The sequence below is a fragment of the Neisseria blantyrii genome (assembly GCF_962747855.1).
Lineage (GTDB): Bacteria > Pseudomonadota > Gammaproteobacteria > Burkholderiales > Neisseriaceae > Neisseria > Neisseria viridiae.
Genome location: NZ_CAUIZY010000008.1, coordinates 63,284 through 87,760, shown reverse-complemented (window position 1 = coordinate 87,760; position 24,477 = coordinate 63,284). Strand labels below are relative to the sequence as shown.

The 24,477-nt window shown below is 53.9% G+C and carries 22 protein-coding genes and 1 pseudogene; 15 read left to right on the top strand and 8 right to left on the bottom strand.

Annotated features, from left to right (window positions below; all coding sequences use genetic code 11):
- Positions 1-1,736: hypothetical protein (locus Q9J80_RS08055; RefSeq protein ID WP_304672855.1), on the top strand; the 1,736-nt coding region annotated here is incomplete at its 5' end.
- Between the two features lie 82 nt (positions 1,737-1,818).
- On the opposite strand, the gene Q9J80_RS08050 is transcribed toward Q9J80_RS08055, so the two are convergent.
- Positions 1,819-3,213 (bottom strand): OmpP1/FadL family transporter, encoded by a 1,395-nt coding sequence (locus tag Q9J80_RS08050; RefSeq protein WP_304672856.1) that lies wholly within the window; start codon positions 3,211-3,213, stop codon positions 1,819-1,821.
- A gap of 31 nt (positions 3,214-3,244) precedes the next feature.
- Between Q9J80_RS08050 and Q9J80_RS10995 the strand changes: the two are divergent.
- Positions 3,245-3,352: pseudogene (locus Q9J80_RS10995) on the top strand (IS5/IS1182 family transposase); the annotation flags it as partial.
- Positions 3,353-3,528: 176 nt separating this feature from the next.
- On the opposite strand, the gene pyk reads toward Q9J80_RS10995, so the two are convergent.
- Entirely contained in the window at positions 3,529-5,001 is a 1,473-nt protein-coding gene (gene pyk / locus Q9J80_RS08040) for a pyruvate kinase (RefSeq protein ID WP_002235353.1), read from the bottom strand.
- Between the two features lie 342 nt (positions 5,002-5,343).
- Here pyk and Q9J80_RS08030 point away from each other — a divergent pair, with 342 nt between their 5' ends.
- The gene (locus tag Q9J80_RS08030; RefSeq protein WP_045750316.1) at positions 5,344-5,895 is read left to right on the top strand and encodes a hypothetical protein; all 552 of its coding nucleotides are present in this window, start codon (positions 5,344-5,346) and stop codon (positions 5,893-5,895) included.
- 48 nt (positions 5,896-5,943) lie between these two features.
- On the opposite strand, the gene Q9J80_RS08025 is transcribed toward Q9J80_RS08030, so the two are convergent.
- Positions 5,944-6,069: a hypothetical protein gene (locus tag Q9J80_RS08025; protein WP_258551620.1), complete on the bottom strand. Its 126-nt coding sequence runs from the start codon at positions 6,067-6,069 to the stop codon at positions 5,944-5,946.
- Positions 6,066-6,908: a GNAT family N-acetyltransferase gene (locus Q9J80_RS08020; protein ID WP_118787456.1), complete on the bottom strand. Its 843-nt coding sequence runs from the start codon at positions 6,906-6,908 to the stop codon at positions 6,066-6,068. Before Q9J80_RS08020 ends, Q9J80_RS08025 begins: the two co-directional genes overlap by 4 nt.
- A 229-nt stretch (positions 6,909-7,137) precedes the next feature.
- Between Q9J80_RS08020 and pyrB the strand changes: the two genes are divergently transcribed.
- The 3 genes from pyrB (at position 7,138) to Q9J80_RS08005 (ending at position 9,256) form a co-directional block, all read left to right on the top strand.
- Entirely contained in the window at positions 7,138-8,058 is a 921-nt protein-coding gene (gene pyrB, locus Q9J80_RS08015) for an aspartate carbamoyltransferase (RefSeq protein ID WP_118787402.1), read from the top strand.
- Positions 8,059-8,067: 9 nt separating this feature from the next.
- Entirely contained in the window at positions 8,068-8,526 is a 459-nt protein-coding gene (gene pyrI / locus Q9J80_RS08010; RefSeq protein ID WP_003707093.1) for an aspartate carbamoyltransferase regulatory subunit, read from the top strand.
- A gap of 64 nt (positions 8,527-8,590) precedes the next feature.
- On the top strand, positions 8,591-9,256 hold the full coding sequence (locus tag Q9J80_RS08005; RefSeq protein ID WP_304674171.1) for a DUF8453 domain-containing protein: 666 nt from the start codon (positions 8,591-8,593) through the stop codon (positions 9,254-9,256).
- A gap of 307 nt (positions 9,257-9,563) precedes the next feature.
- Here the strand turns inward: Q9J80_RS08005 and Q9J80_RS08000 are convergent, their stop codons facing one another.
- Positions 9,564-10,787 carry a LysM peptidoglycan-binding domain-containing protein gene (locus Q9J80_RS08000; RefSeq protein ID WP_304674170.1) on the bottom strand — a complete coding sequence of 408 codons (1,224 nt, stop codon included), beginning with the start codon at positions 10,785-10,787 and terminating at the stop codon, positions 9,564-9,566.
- A gap of 183 nt (positions 10,788-10,970) precedes the next feature.
- Between Q9J80_RS08000 and def the strand changes: the two genes are divergently transcribed.
- From def to topA, 9 genes are all read left to right on the top strand, one after another.
- Positions 10,971-11,474, top strand: a complete 504-nt coding sequence (gene def, locus Q9J80_RS07995; protein WP_301672966.1) for a peptide deformylase — start codon at positions 10,971-10,973, stop codon at positions 11,472-11,474.
- A gap of 86 nt (positions 11,475-11,560) precedes the next feature.
- Entirely contained in the window at positions 11,561-12,487 is a 927-nt protein-coding gene (gene fmt / locus Q9J80_RS07990) for a methionyl-tRNA formyltransferase (RefSeq protein WP_301672978.1), read from the top strand.
- 78 nt (positions 12,488-12,565) lie between these two features.
- On the top strand, positions 12,566-13,825 hold the full coding sequence (rsmB, locus tag Q9J80_RS07985; protein WP_301672967.1) for a 16S rRNA (cytosine(967)-C(5))-methyltransferase RsmB: 1,260 nt from the start codon (positions 12,566-12,568) through the stop codon (positions 13,823-13,825).
- Positions 13,791-14,387 (top strand): DUF4390 domain-containing protein, encoded by a 597-nt coding sequence (locus tag Q9J80_RS07980; protein ID WP_301672968.1) that lies wholly within the window; start codon positions 13,791-13,793, stop codon positions 14,385-14,387. Before rsmB ends, Q9J80_RS07980 begins: the two co-directional genes overlap by 35 nt.
- The gene (locus Q9J80_RS07975) at positions 14,387-16,504 is read left to right on the top strand and encodes a sensor histidine kinase (protein ID WP_301672969.1); all 2,118 of its coding nucleotides are present in this window, start codon (positions 14,387-14,389) and stop codon (positions 16,502-16,504) included. The genes Q9J80_RS07980 and Q9J80_RS07975 overlap by 1 nt, the downstream gene beginning before the upstream one ends.
- Entirely contained in the window at positions 16,497-17,774 is a 1,278-nt protein-coding gene (locus tag Q9J80_RS07970) for a sigma-54-dependent transcriptional regulator (protein WP_301672970.1), read from the top strand. Before Q9J80_RS07975 ends, Q9J80_RS07970 begins: the two co-directional genes overlap by 8 nt.
- A 90-nt stretch (positions 17,775-17,864) precedes the next feature.
- Entirely contained in the window at positions 17,865-19,052 is a 1,188-nt protein-coding gene (gene dprA, locus Q9J80_RS07965) for a DNA-processing protein DprA (RefSeq protein ID WP_301672971.1), read from the top strand.
- Positions 19,053-19,077: 25 nt separating this feature from the next.
- The gene (locus Q9J80_RS07960; protein WP_002220142.1) at positions 19,078-19,539 is read left to right on the top strand and encodes a Smg family protein; all 462 of its coding nucleotides are present in this window, start codon (positions 19,078-19,080) and stop codon (positions 19,537-19,539) included.
- Positions 19,540-19,617: 78 nt separating this feature from the next.
- On the top strand, positions 19,618-21,924 hold the full coding sequence (gene topA / locus Q9J80_RS07955; protein WP_301672972.1) for a type I DNA topoisomerase: 2,307 nt from the start codon (positions 19,618-19,620) through the stop codon (positions 21,922-21,924).
- Between the two features lie 63 nt (positions 21,925-21,987).
- Here the strand turns inward: topA and Q9J80_RS07950 are convergent, their stop codons facing one another.
- The 3 genes from Q9J80_RS07950 to Q9J80_RS07940 form a co-directional block, all read right to left on the bottom strand.
- The gene (locus tag Q9J80_RS07950; RefSeq protein WP_301672973.1) at positions 21,988-22,980 is read right to left on the bottom strand and encodes a DNA-processing protein DprA; all 993 of its coding nucleotides are present in this window, start codon (positions 22,978-22,980) and stop codon (positions 21,988-21,990) included.
- Between the two features lie 89 nt (positions 22,981-23,069).
- The gene (locus tag Q9J80_RS07945) at positions 23,070-23,813 is read right to left on the bottom strand and encodes a ComF family protein (protein ID WP_301672974.1); all 744 of its coding nucleotides are present in this window, start codon (positions 23,811-23,813) and stop codon (positions 23,070-23,072) included.
- A 2-nt stretch (positions 23,814-23,815) separates the two neighbouring features.
- A complete protein-coding gene (locus Q9J80_RS07940; protein WP_301672975.1) occupies positions 23,816-24,376 on the bottom strand; it encodes an HAD family hydrolase in 561 nt (186 codons plus the stop codon).
- Positions 24,377-24,477: the final 101 nt, after the last annotated feature.

Sequence of the window (24,477 nt, the reverse complement as noted above, 5' to 3'; positions counted from 1 at the left end):
CCCCCCCCCCCCCCCCGCAAAATGAATATTTCGAGCAAGACCCTATCCCTTACGCCGTCCGTTTCAGACTCAATCAAATCCTTCCCGAACTCGACTGCCATTGGCAGGAAAATCTGACAGAAATCTTCAAAACACTTTCTCCCGAAGCCGGGCAGGCCGCCTGTACGCAAATCCTTTCCCGAAAAGGCATAGGCTATAACGAAGCCGACGGTTCTTTCACTTGCCTTCCCAAAAAACGCATTTCGTTCGCATCGCTGGCGGCAGACATTCCCATCCCCGACCTCAAACGGCTGGCGGGGCATATCGCGGAACGCCTGGATGTATTGGCGCAATGCGAATCGCCGGTTTATATTGCCGACATTCTCGAAAGCGTGCTGTCCGTTATCAAAAACGTCGATACCGGGGGCAAGCGCGCACGGGAAAATTTCAAACAGATTCTGAAAACCGAATTTATTTACGCCGCCGCTGCGGTATTGAAAAACAAAACCAAATGGGAAATCCCCGAAAATACCCGCAATCTCGATTCGGACATCATCTGCACCTATATCTGCGAAGTGTTCCTAAAATCGCACCTGCTCGGCAACAGTTTTCCGATGATGCGCCCGCGCGAAGTGAAGCAGATGCCCGAACCGGTGTTTGACAAAGTATTGTTTGCCGAACAGCGCGCCCGCCAGTTGGAAGTTATCCGAACGTCGAAATACTTGTTTGCCATCGCGCCTTATTACACCGACGATATTCCGTTTTCCCTGCGCCGCTTCCTGTCGGAAGACAAACTTTATACCAGCTACAACCGCTATTACACCGCCATCCATATCCCCGTCCGCAACATCACTCAGAATGATGCCCTGCGTTTTGCCAACGGTTTGAAACAGATTCTTTCGCTGCAATCCGGCGTGAGCTGGGAAATCATCGATATGATGGACAGGATAGAGGAAAACTACGACAAAAAAGCCCTGCCGCTGCTGTTTTCGCCGTTCCCCGCGCAAGTCGAACGCACGCAGGCGATTGCCGCCAGATTGGACCAATTCGAGCGGCTGTTGGGCGACACCGTCCTCGATCCGTTCTACTATTGCCTGACGCGTATGGCGAAGGGCGAGGAAGATTTGAAATATATTTATATCGCCTTCCGCCAGTCTTTCGGCGGCATCTTCAATTCGTTTGAAAACTTCCGCCTGCTGCCCGCGCTGTGGATGAGCAGGGATGCGGAAAATATGTCCGACCGCATGAACGCCTATATTTCCGCAATGGAAGACCGCCGCCGCGAGATATTGTCCATTCGGCAGGGAAAGCCGGAAGAAGAATTTTCCCGCAAGATGGCCGGCTGCCTGACCGACTTGGAAAACTGTCTGGAAAAATACCTCGAACAGTTCGGGCCGGTATCGGAAAGTATCGAAGCCTGTACCGCCAAACTGCAGGAGCAACCGTCGTTCTTCAACAGGCTGATGAAAACCAACGACAAGCTCAACAGGCGGTTGGATGTGTTGCAGAAACAGTCGGCAGCCATCCACAACGAAGCCTATATCGAAATGAACACGCTGCTTTACCGCCATCGCGAAGTGGTTTCCGTCCACAACCGCAAGGCGGATTATGCGGAAAAGGGCAAAGAGCGGATCGCGCTGTTCCCGCGCGGTTTGAACGGCATCACCAAGCTGCCTGCTGCCGTCCTGTTGCCCGAGCGTCCCTACCATTTTGATATGAAGGAGGTTCTGTATATATTCTCCCGAATACCGAGATAGGCGTATCGGCTGCCGGATAAAAATGCCGTCTGAAACGGAAATCTGTTTCAGACGGCATTTCTACATTCAAACGGTGGAACGTTTATTTGAATTTGTAGGTGTATTGCAGGCCGATGATGTCGGCGTGGTTTTTGAAACGTGCGGAAGACGCGCCTTTGCTGTCCACATCGTTGCCGCTTGCCTTCGCCGTGCGGTAGGTGGTGTCGTTGATGTGGATGTGGGTGTAGGCGGCATCGACGACGTGGTTTTTACCGATATTGTATTTCATGCCGGCGGAGAACCAGATGCGGTTGCCGTCGGGCAGGCTGTTCATGCGGTAGTCGGCGTTGCGGACGGGCGATTTGTCAAAAGCGATGCCGGCGCGCAGTTGCAGCGGTTCGCTGATTTGATAAGAACCGCCCAAGCCGACTTTGTAGGTGTTGCGCCAGTTGGGCGTGATGGTGGTGCGGTCAGATTTGCCGTTGACGATGGTTTTTTCTTTTTCAAAAACCAGTTCCGCCTTATTGAAGCGGCTGTGGCGCGTCCAGGTTACGTCGCCGAACAGGTTGGCTTTGTCGGACACTTTGTACATGCCGTGTACGGACAAAGACTCAGGCGTTACGATTTTGACGCGGGCTTTTTCGCTTGGCGTGTAACCGAGCGGTGCGAGTTTGTTTGCATCCCACATTGTTTTCGCAGCCGTGCCGTCTGCCGCCCATTCGGCATCGCCTTTGAGCGTGTGTGAAACTTTGGAACGGTAGTTCACGCCCACGCGCGCGCGGTCGTTGATGTCCCACATCCACGCCAGTTGGTAGCCGAAGCCCCAATCGCTGCCTTTGACATCGGCGTGTCCGTCGGCTTTGATTTGAGCAGCGGCAGTAGGATTAGAAGGTGTTGCTTTTAGCGCTTTCGCTTTTTCCATAATCCCCCAGTCGGCATATTTGCGCAGCTCGGCGGAAGTATGTTGGGCGATGATGCCTGCGCCGAAGGAATGGTGGTCGTTGAATTTCCACGCGGCGACAGGTTCGACGGCGATGCTGGTCAGCCCGAGTTTGTTGATGTTGTGGCGCAACACGGAATCTTTTTCGTATTCGGTGGCGGAGCCGAAGGGGACGTACACGCCCAAGCCCACGGTCAGGTCGTCATTGACTTTGTATGCGCCGTAGATGTGGGGCGCAACCGTGGTTTTGGTGATTTTGCCGTTTTTAGAACCTTGGACGGGAAGCCCGGTAAAGTCGGTGGCGGAATCCGCCTCATAATGAATGCTGGGCAGCACGATGTTGGCGTTGACGGAAATCTGGCTGCTGTCGAGTTTGGTCAGGCCGGCGGGGTTGTAGAAGATGGTCGATGCGTCGGCGGCTTCTGCGGCGGCGGCATTTGCCGTGCTTTGCGCGTTGACCGACTGTGTGCCGAAGTGGTAGCCGGATGCGTGGACGGATGCGGCGGCAAAGGCAGTGCCGAGCAGCAGGACGGTTTTTTTCAGTGTGGAAGGGGTCATTTCGGTTTCCGTAAAAAGGCGGATGGTGGACAAATATAGTGGATTAAATTTAAATCAGGACAAGGCGACGAAGCCGCAGACAGTACAGATAGTACGGCAAGGCGAGGCAACGCCGTACTGGTTTAAATTTAATCCACTATAAAAAAGGCAGTCGGAAATGCCTTGTTTCGCTTTAGTATAGGTACTCGATTTTATCCGATGTTGCCGGATTTGCACAATTTTTTCAGAGTTTGCCCGAACCGCCGCGCCGCCGCAAAAAATGCCGTCTGAAGCCCCGGGCATCGGCTTCAGACGGCATTTTCCACTCAGGGCGGATTATTTGACGCGCAGCACTTCCAGCGTGTTGGTCGAACCGGATTCGCGCATTTGCGAGCCGCTGGTGATGATGTACTGGTCGCCGGAATGCAGGATGTTGTGTTCCACCAGCATCGTTTCGACTTCGTTCAACGCCGTGTCGTGGTCGGTGCTGGTTGCCAAAATCAGCGGGCGCACGCCCCGGTACATCGCCATACGGCGTTGGGCGGAAACGCTTGGGGTCAGCGCGAAAATCGGCAGGGTGATGTTGTGGCGGCTGATTTCAAAGGCGGTCGAACCGCTTTCGGTCAGGGCGACGATGGCTTTGGCGTGAACCGCGCGCGCCACGCTGACCGCGCCGCCGGCAACCGCCAGGTTGGTGCTGACGGCTTCGGGATACTCAACCTGTTCGGCAACGCCGTTGAGCGAATCCTGTTCTTTTTCGGCAGCCGCGCAGATAATCGCCATTTGGCTGACGGTTTCAAACGGATACGCGCCGACGGCGGTTTCGGCGGAACACATCACCGCATCGGTGCCGTCCAATACCGCGTTTGCCACATCGCTGACTTCCGCGCGGGTCGGCACGGGGTTGGTAATCATCGATTCCATCATTTGCGTCGCCGTAATGCTGAAGCGGCGCAACTCGCGGGCGCGGCGGATCATCCGTTTTTGCAGGGCGGGGACGGCGGCGTGTCCGACTTCGACCGCCAAGTCGCCGCGCGCAACCATAATGCCGTCGCCGGCGAGGATGATTTCGTCCAAGTTTTCAATCGCTTCCACACGTTCGATTTTGGAAACCAAACCGGGGCGCACGGCAGTGCTGCCTTTCATTTCCTCTTCGACTTTGGCGCGCGCGATGTGCAAATCTTCGGCGGACTTCACAAAGCTGATGGCGAGGTAGTCGCAACCGATGGCAATCGCGGTTTTCAGGTCGCGGAAGTCTTTTTCGGTCAACGCGCCTGCGGACAGGCCGCCGCCGCGTTTGTTGATGCCCTTGTTGCTTTTCAGGACGTGGCTGTTTTCCACCCTTGTGATAATCCTGCTGCCTTCGACGGATTCCACGGTCAGGGTCAGCAGGCCGTCGTCCAGCCACAAGACATCGCCTGCGGCAACGTCGTCGGGCAGGTCGCGGTAGTCCAAACCGACCGCCTCGCGCGTGCCTTCGCCTTCAAGCGCGGCATCCAGTACCAGCGTTTCGCCTTTGTTCAATTCGATGCCGCCGCCGGCGATTTTGCCCACGCGGATTTTCGGCCCTTGCAGGTCGGCAATGATGGCGATTTCCTGTCCGGCGCGTTTTGCCGCCTCGCGCACGATGCGGGCGTTTTCCTGATGGAATTCGGGCGTGCCGTGGCTGAAGTTGAAGCGGACGACGTTCAGACCGCCGACGCGGATCATATCTTCCAACAGTTCGACGTTGTTGCTGCCCGGCCCGAGGGTGGCGACGATTTTAGTGTTGTGGCTGATGCGGGTCAGATCGCGGCTTGTCTGGTTCATATGAAAGTCCTTTCGGTCTCAATCGGGTGTTTTGCGGTATTTTGTTGCAAAATTACAGAAATTTGGAACCGGTTTGATGTCCATTTGATGAACGCGGCGGAATATTCTGTAAAAATATGATTTAAATTAATGGTTTGATATTTTACCTGCAAACCGCCTTTTTTGGTGCAAAATTACACGGTTTTATGACTTAGGCTAAATTTATTTTTTGTTCGGCGGCTTGCGCGGTCGGGTATAGTGGATTAAATTTAAATCAGGACAAGGCGACGAAGCCGCAGACAGTACAAATAGTACGGCAAGGCGAGGCAACGCCGTACTGGTTTAAATTTAATCCACTATAAAATGAAGGTTTTGAACGGTTGGTCGGATAGGAAGATGTGGCGAGTTTTGAGTGCTTTGCCGATAGGCGTGGTGTTTTTTGATTTGATCTACGGTTTTGTGTTGAATGTGTTGCAGGGTTTGGATTTGCAGCGTGCCGTGCCGGATTCGGAAGGCGTGTTGGCGGTTACGCCTGATATTGCGTTCAACAGTTTGCAGATTGTCGCCAACGGCGGTATGGCGGCGGTGGTCTGTTTCGGGTTGGCGGTTGTGTTTCTGCTCAACCGTTCGGTGCGGCGGCGGCAGGTCTTGGAAATCGGGGTGTTCCGGATGTTGGGGCTGGTGGCGGTGTTGGCGTTCAGCGCGCCTTCGCTGTGGGAGTGGGCGAACGCGCTGCCGCTGCTGCTGAAGGGCGCGGACGTGGTCAATACGGGCAATGCGCGTTATGTGCTGACGGCTTTGTGTATGCCCTTTCCGGCGGTGTCGTGCGTCATCGGGCTGGTAGGGCGGTTCAGGCTTCAGACGGCATCGGGCAGGGCGGCAAAGGCAGGGGGTGCGGGCAAGGCGGACGGATAGGACGCATATTTTGAAATGCCGTCTGAAAGGGCTTCAGACGGCATTTTCTCAGCGGCTGTAACGGGTTTCGATACCGGCTTTGATTTCGCCGTAAACCCTGCTGCCGCCTTGTTCGGACGGGGTGGCGCAGGCGGCGAGTGCCGACAGGGTGCAGATGAGGATGAGTGTTTTCATTTGGGGTCGCAACGGAAGTGGTAGGCGCAGATTTCAAAACCGTTTTTGAAATACAGGCGGTGCGCGTCGGCGCGATCGTGGTTGACGTGGACGTTGAGGTGGATTTTGGTTACCCCTGTTTCCGCGCCGATTTTGCGGACTTCTTCCAAAAGGCGCGAGGCGTAGCCTTTGCGGCGGCTTTGCGGCAGGGTTACGATGTCGTCGATGTGGATGTGGCGGCCGCCGGCGAGGGTGCAGGCTTCGCGGAATCCGCAGACGGCGACGGCGTTGTGTTTGCCTTCTTCAAAAATGCCCAGCAGGCGGTAGCCTTGGGGGCGTTGGATTTTGTCGATTTGTTCGGTAAAGCGGCCGATGTCGGTCAGGGCGGAACGCAAAACGCTCAAGGCTGCAAAGGCGGAGGACGTGTCTTCCGTGCCGATTTCGCGCAAAACGTAGGATGCGCCCGAGACGGTCTGTTCCTGTGCTTTCTCGGCGGCGTGTTTTTCTTCGATTGCCTGTGCCAGTGGGACGTTTCCTGCTTCGTCTTCGTCTGCTTTTCCGTGTTCGCGCTCTTCGATCAGTGCCTTGCAGTCGATGACGCGCAGGTCGTTGTCGGCGGCAAAGTCCATCAGGAAGCGGAACATTTGTGGGTTGTCGGTTTCCAGTTTTTTATCGACGGCGACGCAGCGGATGTTGTCCACTAAAATCGGGCGCACCCATTTCGAATAGGAGAGGCGGTTGTCTTTGGTGAACGAGGACAGGATGCCGCACAGGCGTTCCGCCCAGTCGCTGGGGCGGAAAATCTTGCCGGAACTCGTTGTGCCGTGGATGACGACTTCGTAGGGGTTGCAGATTAACATAGCGGGCTCCTGAAAGAAGGGGGCGGCGCGATTATACCTTATGCCTGCGGGGGCGTGTTTGGAGATGCCGTCCGAGCCGCGCCGTGCAGGACGCTGCGGCGGCAAATATGCGATAATGCGCGCCGTATTGCCGCTTTTGCGAAGCTGTTCCGCAAACATACGGGCGGCGTGGACGACGTATAACCGGATACCCGCCTGACGCGGGTTTTTTACGGAAGGGGGGGCAAAAATGCCTAATCCGCTTTACAGACAGCACATCATCTCGATTTCGGATTTGTCGCGCGAACAGTTGGAATGCCTGCTTCAGACGGCATTGAAGCTGAAGGCGCATCCGCGTGGCGATTTGTTGGAAGGCAAACTTATCGGTTCGTGCTTCTTTGAACCGTCCACGCGCACGAGGCTGTCGTTTGAAACGGCGGTGCAGCGGCTGGGCGGCAAGGTCATCGGCTTTTCGGACGGCGCGAATACCAGTGCCAAAAAAGGCGAGACGCTTGCCGATACCGCCTGCATCATTTCCGGCTACACCGACGCAATCATCCAGCGTCATCCCAAAGACGGCGCGGCGCGCGTGGCGGCGGAGTTTTCGCGCGTCCCCGTCATCAACGCCGGCGACGGTACGAACCAGCATCCCAGTCAGACGCTGCTCGACCTGGTTACCATTTATGAAACGCAGGGGCGTTTGGACAAGCTCAAAATCGCAATGGCGGGCGACTTGAAATACGGACGTACCGTGCATTCGCTTTGTCAGGCGTTGAAACGCTGGGGCTGCGAATTTGCCTTCGTTTCGCCGCCCAGCCTCGCGATGCCCGACTACATTACCGAAGAGTTGGAAGAAGCCGGCTGCCGATACCGCGCCCTCGGCAGTTTGGAAGAGGCGGCGGAATGGGCGGACATCCTGTATATGACCCGCGTCCAGCGCGAACGTTTCGACGAACAGGAATTTGCCAAAATCCAAGGCAAATTCAACCTCGAAGCGTCTATGCTCGCCCGCGCCAAACCGAACCTGCGCGTGCTGCACCCCCTGCCGCGCGTGGACGAAATCCATCCCGATGTCGATGCCACGCCGCACGCCTATTATTTCGAGCAGGCGACCAACGGCGTTTATGCGCGTATGGCGATATTGTCGCTGGTGTTGAACGAAGAAGTGTGAGGAACCGATATGGAAACCCCGAAACTCAGTGTCGAAGCCATTGAAAAAGGTACGGTGATCGACCATATTCCCGCTGGCAGGGGGCTGGCCATCCTGCGCCAGTTCAAACTTTTGCACTACGGCAACGCGGTAACCGTGGGCTTCAACCTGCCCAGCAAAACCCAAGGCAGCAAAGACATCATCAAAATCAAAGGCGTGTGCTTGGACGACAAAGCCGCCGACCGCCTCGCCCTGTTTGCACCCGAAGCGGTGGTCAACACCATCGACAATTTCAAGGTCGTGCAGAAGCGGCATTTGAACCTGCCCGACGAAATCGCCGAAGTGTTCCGCTGCCCGAACCCCAATTGCGCCGGCCACGGCGAGCCGGTCAAAAGCCGGTTTTATGTTAAAAAACACAACGGGCAGACGCGGCTAAAATGCCACTACTGCGAAAAAACCTACAGCCGGGATTCGGTGGCGGAAGCCTGACGGATTCCCTTAAACCGAGCGGGCGGCATTTCGTCTGCCGCCTGTTTTGCCAATCTGAAATGGAATGATGATGCACGCTTCTGTCCAAAGCCGTTTCGCACCGATACTTTATGTTTTGATTTTCTTTGCCGGTTTTTTGACCGCGCAAATCTGGTTCAATCAGAAAGCCTATACTGAAGAGCTGCCTCCGCTTCTGTCCGCATTGTCCGCCGTCGCGCTGGTGTGGCTGGCGTGGGCGTTCGTGTCGGCGCGTTCAAAGGCTAAGGCGGAAAAGTTCTACCGCGAAAAAATGATACAGAACGAAAGCATACACCCCGTCCTGCACGCTTCTTTGCAACACTTGGAACACAAGCCGCAAATGCTCGCCCTGCTGGTCAGAAACCACGGCAAAGGGATGGCGGAACAGGTCAGGTTCAAGGCGGAAGTGCTGCCCGACGACGAAGACGCGCGCACGATTGCCGCCGAGTTGGCAAAAATGGATATGTTCGCGTTGGGGACGGATGCGGTCGCCTCGGGCGAAACCTACGGGCGCGTGTTCGCCGATATTTTCGAGTTGTCGGCGGCTTTGGAAGGGCGCGCGTTCAAAGGGATACTGAAACTAACGGCGGAATATAAAAACATCTTCGGCGATGCCTGCCGTTCGGAAACGGCGTTGGATTTGGGCGCGCTCAATCAGGCGTTGCAGGAGATTTCAAAAACGCCGGAAAAGCCCAAGCGGATATTTTATTGAAGGTGTCCCGATGCGCGGGGCGCGCACCGGCGGCGCGGCGGCTTTTCCCGGCAACAATGCCGTCTGAAGGCTTCAGACGGCATTGTTTCAGGGCGCGGCGGCAAAGCGGCAAGATTGGGTTTGGATACCCGGCCGCTTCCGGCTGTCTGCAAGGGCAAGCCGCTGATTTCCGTTCGGACGGAAACCGGTTCTATCGGATAAAAGACATTTTGTCCGGCTAATTAAAGTTGTGCATCAACGGAATATGGAAACGCAGCCTCAATAAAAATGCCGTCTGAAGGCTTCAGACGGCATTGTTGCCGAGGGGTTATTGGAAAGGGTCGGAATCGACGCGGGCGTGACCCTGATCCGGCATATTGTCCAAATCCCGTCCCGGATTGGCGGCGGTGTCGCCTTCGGCAATATCGGAGATGTTTTCCAAAATAATGGCGTAAGCCAAGTTCGGCGCAGTGTGGTAAACCATTGCCAAACCCACTTCTTCGGCGGGTGTCGAAATCAGTTCGACGGTATCCCTGCTTTTGGGTTCTTCCGCCAAATTGTTGGAGAGGTTGACCTGCAGCGTTTTCTTGCGTTTGTAGAGGCTTATTACCGCGCCTTTGTCCAATCCGTCCGCCTCGCCTTTGTCTATCGTAATGGTTTTGAACTGTCCGCCGACCCCCGCGCCTTCAAACACGGAAACGATTTTCGCCTGAACCGGGCGGGACGGCTCGTGCGGCACCATATTGAAGCGGTCGGTGTCTTCCGGCATTTTCATCAGGTAGTCGCCCTGCTGTATTTCGGAAATGGCGGTTTCAACCACCAGCGGCTGTATCGAATGGGTACGCAGCGGGGTAATCAAAGGATGGGTGCGGGTATAGTATTCGTTGTCTTTCAGCCGTTCTTCAGTCTGTTTCGAGCGTTGTTCGAGGGCGGAGTCGGTATAGTCGAGGGAGCGCACGATGCCGCTGAATGCGACTTCTTGCCCGAGGAATCTGCCCGTATCCGGATCGGTGATGTTTTTATTGATTCGGTAGGTCAGGTAGCGGCCCGGCTCTTTCAGACCTTTGGTGTAAACCCTGGTGCCTTTGGTGTACAGCAGCCTGCCTTCCGGGCCAGAGAGCAGGCGCGGTGCGGCAGCGGTTTCTTTGCGGGAAACGATTTGCGGGTGCTGCATAAAGATGCGGTAGAAGTTGACATCGATGGCGGGAATACCGTATCCGGACACTTCCTTATCCGGACTCATTTTGACGACGGGGATGCCGTCTGTCTGTTCCAAGCCGAGGCGCGGTTCGCCGTTAACGTAGCGCAACACCAATACCTGACCCGGATAAATCAGGTCGGGATTGCGGATTTGACCCCGGTTCGCGCCCCACAGGCGGCCCCATTGCCACGGGCTGTACAGGTATTTGCCCGAAATGCCCCACAGGGTGTCGCCCTGTTTGACCGTGTAGCGTTGCGGCGCGTTCGGGCGCACCTTCAGATTTGCCGCCAAAGTTTGTGTTGAGAATGCCATACCTGCCGCGCAGAGCAGGGTTATAATACGACGTTGCATAACCGTTCCCCTTATCTGATGAATGTCGGTTTGTCTTGCCTGATTGGGTTGGAAAAGCGGCGGCGGTCTTTTCGGGACGTGCCGCATGACAATAAATGTCCCGCATTTTAACATCGAATTATCCGCACCATCACGGTAATTATGAAAAACAGGCGGCGTATCCGCCTAAGGAAAGAGAAAATTATGGCTTTACTGAATATCCTCCAATATCCCGACGAGCGTCTGCACACGGTGGCGAAGCCTGTCGAACAAGTTGACGAGCGCGTCCAAAAGCTGGTTGCCGATATGTTTGAAACGATGTACGAGGCGCGCGGCATCGGGCTGGCGGCGACGCAGGTCGATGTGCACGAGCGCATCGTCGTGATGGATTTGACCGAAGACCGCAGCGAACCGCGCGTGTTCATCAACCCCGTCATCGTCGAAAAAGACGGCGAAACCACTTACGAAGAGGGCTGCCTGTCCGTACCGGGCATTTACGACACCGTAACCCGCGCCGAACGCGTCAAGGTCGAGGCTTTGAACGAAAAAGGCGAGAAATTCACGCTGGAGGCGGACGGATTATTGGCGATTTGCGTACAGCACGAGTTGGACCACCTGATGGGTATCGTATTTGTCGAACACCTTTCCCAGCTTAAGCAGGGTCGGATTAAGACTAAACTGAAAAAACGTCAGAAACATACGATTTGACCCTTTTGCCGTGCCGTCTGAACGCTGCAAGGTTTTCAGACGGCACGGCATTATCCGACAACTTTACGCACACGCAGGAACACGCTATGAAAGTCATCTTCGCCGGCACGCCCGATTTTGCCGCCGCCGCCTTAAAAGCCGTTGCCGCCGCCGGTTTTGAAATCCCGCTGGTGCTGACCCAGCCCGACCGTCCGAAAGGGCGCGGTATGCAACTGACTGCCCCGCCTGTCAAACAAGCCGCGCTGGAACTCGGTTTGCGCGTGGCACAGCCCGAAAAACTGCGCAACAACGCCGAAGCCCTGCAAATGCTCAAAGAGGTTGAGGCAGACGTAATGGTGGTTGCCGCGTATGGTTTGATTCTGCCGCAAGACGTGTTGGATGCGCCGAAACACGGCTGCCTCAACATCCACGCCTCGCTGCTGCCCCGTTGGCGCGGCGCGGCGCCGATTCAGCGCGCGATTGAGGCCGGTGATGCCGAAACCGGCGTGTGCATTATGCAGATGGACATCGGTTTGGACACCGGCGATGTGGTCAGCGAACACCGCTACGCCATCCGACCTACCGATACCGCCAACGAAGTCCACGACGCGCTGATGGAAATCGGTGCGGCGGCGGTTGTTGCCGATTTGCAACAGCTTCAAAGCAAAGGCCGTCTGAACGCGGTCAAACAGCCCGAAGAAGGTGTTACTTACGCCCAAAAACTAAGCAAAGAAGAAGCGCGTATCGATTGGAGCGAAAGCGCGGCGGTTATCGAACGCAAAATCCGCGCCTTCAACCCCGTGCCTGCCGCGTGGGTTGAGTATCAGGGCAAGCCGATGAAAATCCGGCGGGCGGAAGTGGTGGCGCAACAAGGCGCGGCAGGCGAAGTGTTGTCCTGTTCGGCGGACGGTTTGGTCGTTGCCTGCGGCGAAAACGCGCTGAAGATTACCGAATTGCAGCCTGCCGGCGGCAGGCGGATGAATATCGCGGCGTTTGCAGCAGGACGGCATATCGAAGCAGGGGCGAAGCTGTAAATCCCTTCAGACGGCATTCCGATCCGCAAACGGGAATGCCGTCTGAAACCATCAGTCGAAGAAAGCGAATCACATAATATGAGTATGGCACTTGCCCAAAAACTTGCCGCCGACAGCATTGCGGCGGTTGCCGAAGGACGTAACCTTCAGGACGTGTTGGCGCAAATCCGCACCGCGCATCCCGACCTTATGGCGCAGGAAAACGGCGCGTTGCAGGACATCGCCTACGGCTGCCAGCGTTATCTGGGCAGTTTGAAACATATGCTCGCGCAGATGCTGAAAAAACCGATTGGCAATCCGCAGCTCGAAAGCCTGCTTTTGGCGGCGTTGTACCAACTGCATTACACGCGCAACGCGCCGCACGCCGTGGTCAATGAAGCGGTGGAGAGCATAGCCAAAATCGGACGCGGGCAGTACCGTTCGTTTGCCAACGCGGTTTTGCGCCGCTTTTTGCGCGAACGCGACAAGCTTGCGGCTTCCTGTAAAAAAGACGATGTGGCGAAACACAACCTGCCGCTGTGGTGGGTGGCTTACTTGAAAAACCATTATCCGAAACACTGGCACAACATCACTGCCGCGCTGCAATCCCATCCGCCGATGACGTTGCGCGTCAACCGCCGACACGGCAATGCCGAAAGCTATTTGGAAAAACTGGCTGCGGAAGGTATCGCGGCTAAGGACTTGGACGAATATGCGGTTATGTTGGAAGAAGCCGTGCCGGTGAACCGCCTGCCCGGCTTTTCAGACGGCATCGTTTCGGTACAGGACTTCGGCGCGCAGCAGGCGGCTTATCTTCTTAACCCGAAAGACGGCGAACGGATTTTGGACGCGTGCGCCGCGCCGGGCGGCAAGACGGGGCATATCTTGGAACTGGCGGATTGCCGCGTTACCGCCTTGGACATTGATGCAGGCCGTCTGAAGCGTGTGGAGGACAATATCGCCCGTTTGGGCTTTCAGACGGCATCGACGGCGTGTGCCGATGCGCGGGATTTGGCGGCGTGGTATGATGGAAAGCCTTTCGACGCAATCCTTGCCGACGTGCCGTGCACCGCGTCCGGCGTGGCGCGGCGCAATCCTGACGTGAAATGGCTGCGCCGACCGACCGACGCGTTCAAAACCGCCCGTCAGCAGGAAGCCCTGCTGGATGCACTTTGGCAGACGCTGAAAAGCGGGGGAAGGATGTTGATCGCCACCTGTTCCGTGTTCGTCGAGGAAAACGACGGACAATTGCAAAAATTCCTCAACCGCCATGCCGATGCAGAACTGATCGAATCGCGGGTACTCTTACCGAACAAACACCAAGATGGCTTTTATTACGCGCTTATTCAAAAGCAGTAAATGGCTGATTGTGCCGCTGATGCTCCCCGCCTTTCAGAATGTGGCGGCGGAGGGGATAGATGTGAGCCGTGCCGAAGCAAGGATAACCGACGGCGGGCAGCTCTCAGTCAGCAGCCGCTTCCAAACCGAACTGCCCGATCAGCTCCAACAGGCGTTGCGCCAAGGCGTACCGCTCAACTTTACCCTGAGCTGGCAGCTTTCTGCCCCGACAATCGCCGCCTACCGGTTCAAATTCGACCAGCTTATCGGCGGCGATGCCGATATCTATTACAAACTGACCTTTCATCCGCTGACCAACCGCTACCGTGTTACCGTCGGCGCGTTTTCGACAGACTACGACACTTTGGCGGCGGCATTGCGCGCGACCGGCGCGGTTGCCAACTGGAAAGTCCTGCACAAAGGCGCGTTGTCCGGTGCGGAAGCAGGGGAAACCAAGGCGGAAATCCGCCTGCTGCTGTCCACTTCAAAACTGCCCAAGCCTTTTCAAATCAACGCATTGACTTCTCAAAACTGGCATTTGGATTCGGGTTGGAAACCTTTAAACATTATCGGGAACAAATAATGCGCCGTTTTCTACTGATAGCAGCCATATGCGCCGTCGTCCTGTTGTACGGATTGACGGCGGCAACCGGCAGCACCAGTGCGCTGGCGGATTATTTCTGGTGGATAGTCGCATTCAGCGCAATGCTGCTGCTGGTGTTGTCCGCCGTTTTGGCACGTTATGTCATATTGCTGTTGAAAGACAGGCGCAACGGCGTATTCGGTTCGCAGATTGCCAAACGCCTTTCTGGGATGTTCACGCTGGTCGCCGTATTGCCCGGCGTGTTTCTGTTCGGCGTTTCCGCGCAGTTTATCAACGGGACGATTAATTCGTGGTTCGGCAACGACACCCACGAAGCCCTCGAACGCAGCCTCAATTTGAGCAAGTCCGCATTGAATCTGGCGGCAGACAATGCCCTCAGCAATGCCGTCCCCGTCCAGATAGACCTCATCAGCACCGCCTCCCTATCCGGTAATATGGGCAGGGTGCTGGAACATTATGCCGGCGGGTTTACGCAGTTGTCCCTTTACAATGCGGCAAGCGGTAAAATCGAAAAAAGCATCAATCCGCATAAGCTTGACCAGCCGTTTCCGGATAAGGCGCGTTGGGAAAAAATCCAACAGGCGGGTTCGGTCAGGGATTTGGAAAGCATAGGTGGCGTATTGTACGCGCAGGGCTGGCTGTCGGCGGGTACGCACAACGGGCGCGATTACGCCTTGTTTTTCCGCCAGCCGATTCCCAAAGACGTGGCAGAGGATACCGTCTTAATCGAAAAGGCAAGGGCGAAATATGCTGAGTTGAGTTACAGCAAAAAGGGTTTGCAGACCTTTTTTCTGGCGACGCTGCTTGCCGCCTCACTGCTGTCGATTTTCCTTGCCCTGGTGATGGCGCTGTATTTTGCCCGTCGTTTCGTCGAGCCCATCTTGTCGCTTGCCGAAGGGGCGAAGGCGGTCGCACAGGGCGATTTCAGCCAGATGCGCCCTGTACTGCGCAACGATGAGTTCGGGCGTTTGAGCAAGTTGTTCAACCATATGACCGAGCAGCTTTCCATTGCCAAAGAAGCGGACGAGCGCAACAGGAAGCGCGAAGAAGCCGCTAGGCATTATCTCGAATGCGTGTTGGAGAGCCTGACCACGGGTGTGGTGGTATTTGACGAAACAGGCCGTCTGAAAACCTTCAACAAAGCTGCGGAACATATCTTGGGTATGTCGCTCGTGCCGCTGTGGGGCAGCAACCGGCACGGTTGGCACGGCGTTTCGGCGCAGCAGTCCCTGCTTGCCGAAGTGTTTGCCGCCATCGGTGCGGCGGCGGGTACGGACAAACCGGTCCAGGTGGAATATGCCGCGCCGGACGATGCCAAAATCCTGCTGGGCAAGGCGACGGTATTGCCTGAAGACAACGGCAACGGCGTGGTGATGGTGATTGACGACATCACCGTGCTGATACACGCGCAAAAAGAAGCGGCGTGGGGCGAAGTGGCGAAACGGCTGGCACACGAAATCCGCAATCCGCTCACGCCCATCCAGCTTTCCGCCGAACGGCTGGCGTGGAAATTGGGCGGGAAGCTGGACGAGCAGGACGCGCAAATCCTGACGCGTTCGACCGACACCATCATCAAACAGGTGGCGGCGTTAAAAGAAATGGTCGAGGCATTCCGCAATTACGCGCGCGCCCCTTCGCTCAAACTGGAAAATCAGGATTTGAACGCCTTAATCGGCGATGTTTTGGCTCTGTACGAAGCCGGTCCGTGCCGGTTTGAGGCGGAACTTGCCGGCGAACCGCTGATGATGGCGGCGGATACGACCGCCATGCGGCAGGTGCTGCACAATATTTTCAAAAATGCCGCCGAAGCGGCGGAAGAAGCCGATGTGCCCGAAGTCAGGGTAAAATCGGAAGTGGGGCAGGACGGACGGATTGTCCTGACGGTTTGCGACAACGGCAAAGGGTTCGGCAGGGAAATGCTGCACAACGCCTTCGAGCCGTATGTGACGGACAAACCGGCGGGAACGGGATTGGGACTGCCCGTGGTGAAAAAAATCATTGAAGAACACGGCGGCCGCATCAGCCTGAGCAATCAGGATGCGGGTGGGGCGTGTATCAGAATAATCTTGCCAAAAACGGTAGAAACTTATGCGTAGCAGCGATATTTTAATTGTAGACGACGAAGTCGGCATCCGCGACCTGCTGTCGGAAATCCTGCAGGACGAAGGCTATTCGGTCGCGTTGGCGGAAAATGCCGAAGAGGCGCGCAAGCTGCGCCATCAGGTACGCCCGGCGATGGTGCTGCTGGATATTTGGATGCCCGATTGCGACGGCATCACCCTTTTGAAGGAGTGGGCGAAAAACGGGCAGCTCAATATGCCGGTGGTGATGATGAGCGGGCACGCCAGCATCGACACAGCAGTGGAAGCCACCAAAATCGGTGCGCTCGACTTTTTGGAAAAACCGATTTCCCTGCAAAAGCTGCTGTCTGCCGTCGAAAACGCGTTGAAACACGGTGCGGCTCAAATCGAAACGGGACCGGTGTTCGACAAGCTGGGCAACAGTGCCGCGATTCAGGAGATGAACCGCGAAGTCGAAGCGGCGGCAAAACGCACGTCCCCTGTATTTTTGACGGGCGAGGCGGGTTCGCCGTTTGAAACCGTGGCGCGCTATTTCCATAAAAACGGTACGCCGTGGGTCAGTCCGGCAAGGGTCGAATATCTGATCGATATGCCGATGGAACTGTTGCAGAAGGCGGAGGGCGGCGTTTTGTATGTCGGAGATATCGCCCAATACAGCCGCAATATCCAAACCGGCATTGCCTTTATCATCGGCAAGGCAGAACGCTGCCGCGTCAGGGTGGTCGCATCGGGCAGCCACGCGGCAGGTTCAGACGGCATTGCCTGCGAGGAAAAGCTGTCGGAACTGCTGTCGGAGTCGGTCGTCCGCATTCCGCCGCTGCGTATGCAGCATGAGGACATCGCCTTCCTGATTCAGGGGATTGCCTGCAACGTGGCTGAAAGCCAAAAGATTGCGCCTGCCTCATTCAGTGAAGATGCGCTTGCCGTGCTGACCCGTTACGACTGGCCGGGAAATTTCGACCAACTGCAAAGCGTCGTAGCAACGCTGCTGTTGGAGGCGGACGGACAGGAAATCGGCGCAGGGGCGGTTTCTTCCCTTTTGGGGCAGAATGTGCCTGCCGAGGGGGCGGAAGATATGGCGGGCGGCTTCAACTTCAATCTGCCGCTGCGCGAATTGAGGGAGGAGGTGGAGCGGCGTTATTTCGAGTACCACATCGCCCAAGAAGGTCAGAATATGAGCAAAGTGGCGCAGAAGGTCGGTTTGGAACGCACGCACCTTTACCGCAAACTCAAACAGCTCGGCATCGGCGTTTCGCGCCGGGCGGGGGAAAAAACCGAAGAATAGGCCCGGACGGCCGGTTTTCCGGCTGCGGGCTTTTGTTTTCAGACGGCATTTGGTGCAAATGCCGTCTGAAATCGTAAGGGGACGGATTTTATGACAGAGGACGAACGTTTCGCGTGGCTGCAATTGGCGTTTACGCCCTATATCGGCGCGGAAAGTTTCCTGCTGCTGCTGCGCCGTTTCGGCAGCGCGCAAAATGCCTTGTCCGCACCGGCGGAACAGGTTGCCCCGGCGGTGCGGCATAAGCACGCGCTTGAGGCTTGGTGCAATGCGGAAAAACGCGCTTTGGCGCGGCAGGCAGCAGAAGCGGCGTTGGAATGGGAAATGCGGGACGGATGCCGTCTGATGCTGCTTCAGGATGAAGATTTCCCCGAAATGCTGACGCAGGGGCTGACCGCGCCGCCGGTTTTGTTTTTGCGCGGCAACGTGCGGCTGCTGCACAAGCCTTCCGCCGCCATCGTCGGCAGCCGCCATGCCACGCCGCAGGCCATGCGGATTGCCAAAGATTTCGGCAGGGCGTTGGCTGGGAAAGGCATTCCCGTTGTGTCGGGTATGGCTTCGGGCATCGATACCGCCGCCCATCAGGGCGCACTGGAGGCAGAAGGCGGCACCATCGCCGTGTGGGGGACGGGTATAGACCGAATTTACCCGCCGGCCAACAAAAACCTTGCTTATGAAATCGCCGAAAAAGGACTGATTGTCAGCGAGTTCCCCATCGGCACGCACCCGTATGCCGGCAACTTTCCGCGCCGCAACCGCCTGATTGCCGCGCTGTCGCAGGTTACGCTGGTGGTCGAGGCCGCCTTGGAATCCGGTTCGCTGATTACCGCCGGCCTGGCGGCAGAAATGGGGCGCGAGGTGATGGCGGTACCCGGTTCGATAGACAACCCCCACAGCAAAGGCTGCCACAAACTGATTAAAGACGGCGCGAAACTGACGGAATGTTTGGACGACATCCTGAACGAATGCCCGGGGCTATTGCAAAATACGGGTGCTTCATCATATTCTATAAATAAGGATACGCCCGACACGGGCCGCCGCGCCGTTCAGACGGCATACGCCCCGCCGCCTGCCGCAAAAATGCCGTCTGAAGGGGCGGCAGGCGGCACAGCCCACGGCGGCATACTGGATAAAATGGGTTTCGACCCCGTCCATCCCGACGTGCTTGCCGGGCAGCTCGCTATGCCTGCCGCAGATTTGTATGCCGCACTGTTGGAATTGGAATTGGACGGCAGCGTTGCCGCAATGCCCGGCGGCAGATACCAGCGTATCCGAACTTGAACGCACTTTATATTAAGGAACACGAATGACCGAAGTCATCGCCTACCTCATCGAACATTTCCAAGATTTCGATACCTGCCCGCCGCCCGAAGACTTGGGTATGCTGCTCGAAGAAGCGGGTTTCGATACCATGGAAATCGGCAACACCCTGATGATGATGGAAGTATTGCTCAACAGCTCGGAATTTTCCACCGAACCTGCCGACAGCGGCGCATTGCGCGTGTACAGCAAAGAAGAAACCGACAATCTGCCGCAGGAAGTGATGGGGCTGATGCAGTATCTGATTGAAGAAAAAGCCGTCAGCTGCGAACAGCGGGAAATCATCATCCACGCGCTGATGCACATCCCCGGCGACGAAATTACCGTAGATACCGCCAAAGTGCTGACCCTGCTGCTTTTATGGGCAAACAAGAGCGAGCTGCCCGTGTTGGTCGGCGACGAGCTGATGAGCGCGCTTTTACTCGACAACAAACCCACGATGAACTGAAGCGGCTTCAGACGGCATTATCCTGCTAACCTGCCGTCTGAAACGCCGGCATCAAAACCACCATCCAGAGAACGACAAATGGCGAAAAACCTCTTAATCGTCGAATCCCCGTCCAAAGCCAAAACCCTGAAAAAATATTTGGGCGGCGATTTTGAAATCCTCGCATCCTACGGCCACGTCCGCGACCTCGTCCCCAAAAGCGGCGCGGTCGATCCCGACAACGGCTTTGCCATGAAATACCAATTGATCGGCCGCAACGGCAAACACGTCGATGCCATCGTCGCCGCCGCTAAAGAAGCCGAAAACATCTACCTCGCTACCGACCCGGATAGGGAGGGCGAAGCCATTTCCTGGCATCTTTTGGAAATCCTCAAATCCAAACGCGGCCTGAAAAACATCAAACCGCAGCGTGTCGTGTTCCACGAAATCACCAAAAACGCCGTCCTCGAAGCCGTCGCCCATCCGCGCGAAATCGAAATGGACTTGGTCGATGCCCAACAAACCCGCCGCGCTTTGGACTATCTGGTCGGTTTCAACCTCTCGCCGTTGCTGTGGAAAAAAATCCGACGCGGTTTGAGCGCGGGCCGCGTGCAAAGCCCCGCCCTGCGCCTGATTTGCGAACGCGAAAACGAAATCCGCGCGTTTGAAGCGCAGGAATATTGGACGGTACATCTCGACAGCCACAAAGGCCGCAGCAAGTTCACCGCCAAACTTGCCCAATACAACGGCGCGAAACTCGAACAATTCGACCTGCCGAACGAGGCCGCGCAAGCCGACGTGTTGAAAGAACTCGAAGGCAAAGAAGCTGTCGTTACCGCCATTGAAAAGAAAAAGCGCAGCCGCAATCCCGCCGCGCCGTTCACCACATCCACCATGCAGCAGGATGCCGTGCGTAAACTTGGTTTCACCACCGACCGCACCATGCGTACCGCCCAACAGCTTTACGAAGGTATAGACGTAGGGCAGGGTGCCATCGGTCTGATTACCTATATGCGTACCGACAGCGTGAATTTGGCCGATGAAGCGTTAACCGAAATCCGCCATTACATCGAAAACAAAATCGGCAAAGAATATCTGCCGAGTGCCGCCAAACAATACAAAACCAAATCCAAAAACGCCCAAGAAGCGCACGAAGCCATCCGTCCGACTTCCGTGTACCGCACGCCCGAAAGCGTCAAACCCTTCCTGAGCGCAGACCAGTTCAAACTCTATCAAATGATTTGGCAGCGCACCGTTGCCTGTCAGATGACGCCTGCCAAATTCGACCAAACCACTGTCGATATTACCGTCGGCAAGGGCGTATTCCGCGTAACCGGACAAGTGCAAACCTTCGCAGGCTTCCTCAGCGTTTACGAAGAAAGCAGCGATGACGAAGAAGGCGAAGACAGCAAAAAACTGCCCGAAATGAGCGAAGGCGATAAATTGCCCGTGGACAAACTCTACGGCGAACAACACTTCACCACCCCGCCGCCGCGCTACAACGAAGCCACGCTGGTTAAAGCCCTCGAAGAATACGGCATCGGCCGTCCCTCGACCTACGCCAGCATCATCTCCACGCTCAAAGACCGCGAATACGTTACCCTTGAGCAAAAACGTTTCATGCCTACTGACACAGGCGACATCGTCAATAAATTCCTGACCGAACACTTCGCCCAATACGTCGACTACCACTTTACCGCCAAACTCGAAGACCAGCTTGACGAAATCGCTGGTGGCAAACGCCAATGGGTTCCCGTGATGGACAAATTCTGGAAACCGTTTATCAAGCAAGTGGAAGAAAAAGAGGGCATCGAACGCGCCAAATTTACCACGCAGGAACTTGACGAAACCTGCCCGAAATGCGGCGAACACAAACTGCAAATAAAATTCGGCAAAATGGGCCGTTTCGTCGCGTGTGCCGGTTATCCCGAGTGCAGCTACACGCGTAATGTTAATGAAACTGCCGAAGAAGCTGCCGAACGCATTGCCAAAGCGGAAGCCGAACAAGCCGAACTCGACGGGCGCGAATGCCCCAAATGCGGCGGACGGCTGGTGTACAAATATAGCCGTACCGGCAGCAAATTCATCGGCTGCGCCAACTATCCGAAATGCAAACACGTCGAGCCGCTGGAAAAACCGAAAGATACCGGCGTCCAATGCCCGCAATGCAAAAAAGGCAACCTCGTCGAACGCAAATCCCGCTACGGCAAACTGTTTTACAGTTGCAGCACCTATCCCGACTGCAACTACGCCACCTGGAACCCGCCCATTGCAGAAACCTGTCCAAAATGCGCGTGGCCGGTTTTGACCATCAAAACCACCAAACGCTGGGGCGTGGAAAAAGTCTGTCCGCAAAAAGAATGCGGCTGGAAAGAACAAATCGAACCGCCTGCACCGAAAGAGTGAGGCGGTTGGGATTGAGATGAAAGAAATGCCGTCTGAAAGGAGTTTCAGACGGCATTTTGTTTATTAAAATAGATCACCTTGGATGCCTTGGCTCGATGAAGAAATTGTTGTTTTTTCAAATCCTTGGAAAATTTGATTTATTGCATCTTCAGGCTGATGAGGATTAATCACAAGTGTTGTTTTATCCTTAATTAATTCACGATTTAAATCGTATTTGGGGTTTTCTTTGTTGTTTTCATCATAAATAACAGCTCGTGAAATCCCATACTGTTTTGCTTTCTCAAGTGCATGGCGTGAGCCGCTATCAATTTTTTTGCTTTTTTTATCAATGCTTTCAGGTGTGTAGCTGGCACTTAAAATAACCGCATCACTAAACAGTGCCTGCAGACGGTCTCGCTTGATAAAACGGCTGATAAGGTCATTATGATTTTTTGGTGGTTCATAATATTCAGTAATCAACAATCCGTCGTTTGATGCAATTTCTTCTGCTAAATCTCGATTACCGGCAGGTAAAATATCCGTTAACGGACTTGGTAAAATGGCAACGGTCGCACCTGATGACAGTAGTGCCTGTTTGTGTGCCACTGTATCACAGCCCATCGCTAGTCCGCTAACGATAACGGCATTTTTTTCCACTAATTTTTGGACAACTTTTCTTTCATCATCACAAGTATGGTTATCTGGATTTAATAAACCAATAACTGCAACATTGGAATTTTTTTTGTTGAGAAGTGATAAGTCACCTTTATAAAATAAGACAACAGGTTTGTCACTGTCGGGTACATTACCACGAATTAATGGGAAGTCAGGTTCTCCTATGGCAGTAACGCCATCACAGTAATTTTCAATCTCAATAAACTTTTGTTCGATTTGTTTTCTTACTCTTATAAAAGTCTCATTTGTTGCTTGTTCTTCTTTAGGAAGTTTGTTATTTAGCAAAGTTACAATTTCTTCGTATGGGGTGCGATGACTTAAGTTTCGTATAATCCATGCGTTTCCGATGCCGTTAAATTCTAAAGCAGTTAATATATTCAAGCTATGTTCTGTATATTTCATGAGAAATTCCTGTTTGTTTTTTAGAAGTTAAAACAAGTTGTTCAAGTCAAAATTATCTTTACCCCCTAAGGGACTTCGGTATTAGCTGGTTATCTGCTGAATATACTTATTGCTTTGGCTCGAATGGATTCTTTATTATTTATGTCATGCTCTAAGTAGGATTTGGTTCGGGCAATAGTGAATAGGATTACTTTTTCTGCACCTTTATCCAATAAAGCCTGTATGCAGTCTTCATCGACATTAACCGTTTTGGTGTAAATATCATCAATAAGTAAAATACGTTTTCCTCGGATTTCATCCGATAAAGAACAAGTATCTGTCGTTATGCCCGGGTAGGGCAAATCCCCATCTCCGCCATAACCTGATTTATTCAAATGAGTTGTACGGGTATCCGTATGTCGAATAATATAGTCAGAACCATCAAAACATGAAACCTCACAAAACATCTCATTATGTTTTGATTGGATTACAGTGATTATTTTGCGAACAGCCTCTAAGAAAAATAATTGGCTAATCTGATAAGAAGACCTTGCTTTAGAACGTGGAACAACACAGATGGTATTGAGATTCTCTTTGTCAAGAAGTTCCAGTATTTGATGATAAAATGGAAAAAGTTCGTATGCAGCATTATATAACTCTTCCTCAGGAAAATCTTTATAGGTATTTTTAAATACAACAAGGAAATCAGGATTTCCCTGATTACGATATCTGGTATAGTCTAGACAATAGTATGCATCAATATTTGTTTTCAGAAAGCGATTTTTCTGAATAATATGATGCTTAAGGGGAAGGTTATTATATGGATAATCTTTAATAAAATCGTGAACGGACATTGTTATTCTCCAATTAAATAAAGTTGTGAAGTCTGCAAGCCTAAAGCAGCGGCTTGTTGAAGCTGTAATTTGTCATCATCAAAAATTAGAACACTATTTGGCAGGAGGTTTAGCCTTTTAAGGGCAAATTCATATTTGTTCGGGATAGAGGGGCAAAATATTTTTTCTTTGAACAAATCGTGAAGATGATGATATTCAATAAGTGAGCTGGCTCGATTCTCATCAGCGTTACTGACGAGAAAAACATCTCGATTGCTATTTTTGAGCAATTGGAATAAAGCCTCATTAAGGATAGTTTGGTTTAGAAAAAAGTGATAAATTTTTTGTTTTTGAATAATAATCTTTTGCTGCACAGATTCTGATAGTGATGTTAAATCTGTACGAGTAATCCTAAATTGATTATGCTTTGAAAAAAGTGTAGAGAACCCCAACGAATTGGCAGCAGACAAATACGCAGCATTATTAGCTGCATCCGTAAAAATAAGAGTGTTATCTAAGTCAACAAGGAAATTCTTGTAAGGAGAGTGCAAAATATCCTGTTGAGATATATTTGAGTAAGTCATAAAGATGGTGCATAATCATTATTTATTTGAATAATATGAAAAACATTCTTGTTTAGCCAGTCAACCATAGTTTAAAATCTGTCCCGATAATTCAACTACCT

Coding starts and splice junctions, on each gene's coding strand:
- Q9J80_RS08050 (WP_304672856.1), bottom strand. CDS start 3,213: ATGACCCCTTCCACACTGAAAAAAACCGTCCTGCTGCTCGGCACTGCC.
- pyk (WP_002235353.1), bottom strand. CDS start 5,001: ATGAACCAGACAAGCCGCGATCTGACCCGCATCAGCCACAACACTAAA.
- Q9J80_RS08030 (WP_045750316.1), top strand. CDS start 5,344: ATGAAGGTTTTGAACGGTTGGTCGGATAGGAAGATGTGGCGAGTTTTG.
- Q9J80_RS08025 (WP_258551620.1), bottom strand. CDS start 6,069: ATGAAAACACTCATCCTCATCTGCACCCTGTCGGCACTCGCCGCCTGC.
- Q9J80_RS08020 (WP_118787456.1), bottom strand. CDS start 6,908: ATGTTAATCTGCAACCCCTACGAAGTCGTCATCCACGGCACAACGAGT.
- pyrB (WP_118787402.1), top strand. CDS start 7,138: ATGCCTAATCCGCTTTACAGACAGCACATCATCTCGATTTCGGATTTG.
- pyrI (WP_003707093.1), top strand. CDS start 8,068: ATGGAAACCCCGAAACTCAGTGTCGAAGCCATTGAAAAAGGTACGGTG.
- Q9J80_RS08005 (WP_304674171.1), top strand. CDS start 8,591: ATGATGATGCACGCTTCTGTCCAAAGCCGTTTCGCACCGATACTTTAT.
- Q9J80_RS08000 (WP_304674170.1), bottom strand. CDS start 10,787: ATGCAACGTCGTATTATAACCCTGCTCTGCGCGGCAGGTATGGCATTC.
- def (WP_301672966.1), top strand. CDS start 10,971: ATGGCTTTACTGAATATCCTCCAATATCCCGACGAGCGTCTGCACACG.
- fmt (WP_301672978.1), top strand. CDS start 11,561: ATGAAAGTCATCTTCGCCGGCACGCCCGATTTTGCCGCCGCCGCCTTA.
- rsmB (WP_301672967.1), top strand. CDS start 12,566: ATGAGTATGGCACTTGCCCAAAAACTTGCCGCCGACAGCATTGCGGCG.
- Q9J80_RS07980 (WP_301672968.1), top strand. CDS start 13,791: ATGGCTTTTATTACGCGCTTATTCAAAAGCAGTAAATGGCTGATTGTG.
- Q9J80_RS07975 (WP_301672969.1), top strand. CDS start 14,387: ATGCGCCGTTTTCTACTGATAGCAGCCATATGCGCCGTCGTCCTGTTG.
- Q9J80_RS07970 (WP_301672970.1), top strand. CDS start 16,497: ATGCGTAGCAGCGATATTTTAATTGTAGACGACGAAGTCGGCATCCGC.
- dprA (WP_301672971.1), top strand. CDS start 17,865: ATGACAGAGGACGAACGTTTCGCGTGGCTGCAATTGGCGTTTACGCCC.
- Q9J80_RS07960 (WP_002220142.1), top strand. CDS start 19,078: ATGACCGAAGTCATCGCCTACCTCATCGAACATTTCCAAGATTTCGAT.
- topA (WP_301672972.1), top strand. CDS start 19,618: ATGGCGAAAAACCTCTTAATCGTCGAATCCCCGTCCAAAGCCAAAACC.
- Q9J80_RS07950 (WP_301672973.1), bottom strand. CDS start 22,980: ATGAAATATACAGAACATAGCTTGAATATATTAACTGCTTTAGAATTT.
- Q9J80_RS07945 (WP_301672974.1), bottom strand. CDS start 23,813: ATGTCCGTTCACGATTTTATTAAAGATTATCCATATAATAACCTTCCC.
- Q9J80_RS07940 (WP_301672975.1), bottom strand. CDS start 24,376: ATGACTTACTCAAATATATCTCAACAGGATATTTTGCACTCTCCTTAC.